This window comes from Pseudomonas sp. GZD-209, from assembly GCF_049310485.1.
GTDB lineage: Bacteria > Pseudomonadota > Gammaproteobacteria > Pseudomonadales > Pseudomonadaceae > Aquipseudomonas > Aquipseudomonas sichuanensis.
Genome location: NZ_JBMOWQ010000135.1, coordinates 1 through 3,171 on the forward strand (window position 1 = coordinate 1; position 3,171 = coordinate 3,171).

The 3,171-nt window shown below is 67.9% G+C and carries 3 protein-coding genes; 2 read left to right on the forward strand and 1 reads right to left on the reverse strand.

Annotation, left to right across the window (positions count from 1 at the left end):
* The first annotated feature begins 39 nt into the window (after nt 1-39).
* Nucleotides 40-1,014: a 2-hydroxyacid dehydrogenase gene (locus ACO6VM_RS16035; RefSeq protein WP_422403526.1), complete on the forward strand. Its 975-nt coding sequence runs from the start codon at nt 40-42 to the stop codon at nt 1,012-1,014.
* Nucleotides 1,015-1,096: 82 nt separating this feature from the next.
* On the opposite strand, the gene ACO6VM_RS16040 is transcribed toward ACO6VM_RS16035, so the two are convergent.
* Entirely contained in the window at nt 1,097-1,999 is a 903-nt protein-coding gene (locus ACO6VM_RS16040; RefSeq protein WP_422403527.1) for a DMT family transporter, read from the reverse strand.
* A 220-nt stretch (nt 2,000-2,219) separates the two neighbouring features.
* Here ACO6VM_RS16040 and ACO6VM_RS16045 point away from each other — a divergent pair, with 220 nt between their 5' ends.
* Nucleotides 2,220-3,098: a helix-turn-helix domain-containing protein gene (locus ACO6VM_RS16045; RefSeq protein WP_401058583.1), complete on the forward strand. Its 879-nt coding sequence runs from the start codon at nt 2,220-2,222 to the stop codon at nt 3,096-3,098.
* Nucleotides 3,099-3,171: the final 73 nt, after the last annotated feature.

Below are 3,171 nucleotides of genomic sequence, written 5' to 3' on the forward strand. Positions count from 1 at the left end.
CCCCGCGATGAGGCCCCACCCGCCTTGCAGAGAAGCCCGATGAAAAAGACCGTCCTGGCCTTCAGCCGCATCACCCCCGCCATGGCCGAGCGCCTGCAGCAAGACTTCAACGTGATCCTGCCCAACCCGAAACTGGGCGACATCGCCGCCCAGTTCAACGAAGCCCTGCCCGAGGCCCACGGCCTGATCGGCGTGGGCCGCAAGCTCGGCCGCGCGCAGCTCGAAGGCGCGGGCAAGCTTGAGGTGGTATCGAGCGTCTCGGTCGGCTACGACAACTACGACCTGGCCTACCTCAACGAGCGCGGCATCGCCCTGACCAATACCCCCGATGTGCTCACCGAAAGCACCGCCGACCTGGGCTTCGCCCTGGTCATGGGCTGCGCCCGCCGTACCGCCGAGCTCGATGCCTGGACCAAGGCCGGCCAGTGGCAGGCCACCGTGGGCCCGGCGCACTTCGGCAGCGACGTGCATGGCAAGACCCTGGGTATCGTCGGCATGGGCAACATCGGCGCGGCCATCGCCCGCCGTGGCCGCTTCGGTTTCAACATGCAGGTGCTGTACGCCGGCAACAGCCGCAAGGCGGCGCTGGAGCAGGAGCTCGGCGCACAATTCCGGAGCCTGGACGAGCTGCTGGCCGAGGCCGACTTCGTCTGTATCGTGGTGCCGCTGTCCGAGGCCACCCGCAAGTTGATCGGCGCACGGGAATTGAAGCTGATGAAGCCCAGCGCGTTCCTGATCAACATCGCGCGCGGGCCGGTGGTGGATGAGGCGGCGCTGATCGAGGCGCTGCAGACCGGCACCATCCGTGGCGCCGGGCTGGACGTGTACGAGAAAGAGCCGCTGGCCGACTCGCCGCTGTTCAAGCTGCCCAACGCCCTCACCCTGCCCCACGTCGGCTCGGCCACCGCCGAAACCCGCGAGGCCATGGCCAACCGGGCGATCGACAACCTGCGCGCGGCGCTGCTGGGCGAGCGGCCGCGGGATCTGGTGAATCCGCAGGTGTGGAAAGGCTGAAGTTTCGCAGCTAGTAGCTGACGGCCCTACCGCGGGGCAAGCCCGCTCCCACGTTGTGCCCCGCGATAAGGTCGGAGCGGCCCTACTTGGCCGCTCCAGCAAGTGCCCCCACGCTAGCTTTCGGCTTGCGAAACACCAGCACATTCCCCGCCATCACCACCACCAGCCCCAGCAGCGCCGGCGGCGTCCACTGGTAGCCTTCGGCGAACGCCGACACATTCAGCGCCACCAGCGGGAACAGTACCGTGCAGTAGGCCGCGCGCTCCGGCCCCATGCGCCCGACCAGGGTGAGGTAGGCGGTGAAGCCGATCACCGAGCCCGGGATCACCAGGTACAGCAGCGAACCGATATAGCGCGTGTTCCACTCCATCTCGAACGGGATGCCGCTGACCAGGCAGTACACCGCCAGCATCGACGCGCCGTAGAGCATGCCCCAGGCATTGGTGGTCATGGGCTTGAGCCCGGCCCGCTGCTGCACGCTGGAGAGCATGTTGCCGGCCGAGAAACACAAGGTGCCGAGCAGCGCCAGGCCCAGGCCGTAGAGGGTTTCGCGGCTGGCGGCGTGGTGCGAAAGCTCCGGCCAGAACAGCAGCCCCAGGCCGAGCAGGCCCATGGCCCCGCCGCCGAGCACGTTGGCGGCAACCTTCTGGCCGAAGAAGATCCGCGCATTGAGGGCATTCCACAGGGTGGCGGTGGAAAACACCACGGCGATCAGGCCGCTGGCGATCCACTGGCTGGCGGTGAGGAAGCACATGAAGTTGACGCAGAACAGGCAGAAACCCTGGGCCAGGCACACCAGATGGCCACGCCTGTCCATCGGCTGCAGGCGCCGGGTAAGCAGCAGGATGGCGAACAGGATCAACCCGGCCAGGGCGAAGCGGTAGACGATCGACACCGGGATGGCGACCACGCCCAGTTGCAGTTTCAGGGCGATCCAGGTGGTGCCCCAGATCAGGACGGTGAGCAGGTAGAGCGACAGGTTCATGGTGAACTCCCAGGGCATCAGGCCCATCGCGGGGCAAGCCCGCTCCCACGCCAAATTCGCAAAACCGGCGTGGGAGCGGGCTTGCCCCGCGATGGACATCACAGGAATCCAGTGTCCGGCCTTCGTCCCCTGCCCCGCTTGCACAAACTTGCGCTTTTCCTCGACAGATAGCTGCCAGCCCCTCGCCATCGCAGTACGATGGCCACCAGAGGACCCACCCATGCCCGCACTCGATCACCTGCAAGTCTTCAACGCCATGCACGCCTCCCCCCACGCCCGCCTGGAGCTGAGCGCGCACCTGGGCGACGGGCTGGCGGCGGCGTTGTGGAGCAACCGTGACGATGCCCGCGACTACCAGGCCCCCAGCCACCACACCCTGTCCTGCTACATCGCCGACGGTACCGGCACCTTCCGCCGCCAGCGCCCGTCGGACAAGGGGTCGCCTGACAAGCTGTGCATCATGCCCGCCGGCCACGAGTCGAATTGGGTGGTCAACGGCTCGATCCGCCTGGCCCACCTGTACATCAGCGAGGCGCAGTTCGCCCTGGGCTGCACCCGCCTGCTCGACCGTGAGCCACGGGAGATGCAACTGCGCGAGGCGACCTTCCTGGAAGACCCTTTGCAGGCCGCGCGCTTTCGCCAGCTGATCCAGCTGGACTGGGCCGAGCCCGGCGAACGGCTGCTGGCCAGCAGCCTGGGGCACGCCATCATCGACCATGCCGTGCTGCACCAGGCGGGGCTGCGCCAGGGGCTGAAACTCAAGGGCGGGCTGGCGCCGCACCAGCGCCGGCAGTTGGTCGAGTACATCGAGGCCAACCTCGACCAGCCGCTGACCCTGGGTGAGCTGGCGCTGCGCTGCAACCTGTCCGAATACCACTTTGCGCGGATGTTCCGGGCGAGCTTCGGTTTGCCGCCGCATCAGTACCTGCTGGCCCGGCGCCTGCACCGAGCGTGCGAGCTGTTGCGCCTGGGGCAACTACCGCTGGGGCAGGTGGCGTTGCTGTGCGGGTTTGCCAGTGCCAGCCATTTCAGCAACCGGTTCAGGCAGGCGTTGGGGGCGACGCCGGGGGAGTATCGGGCGGCCTTCGTGGTTGCCTGAGCAGGCCTCATCGCGGGGGGGGGGGGGGGGGGGGAAAGAGGAAAGGGGGGGGGGGGGGGGGGGAGCGGGGAAG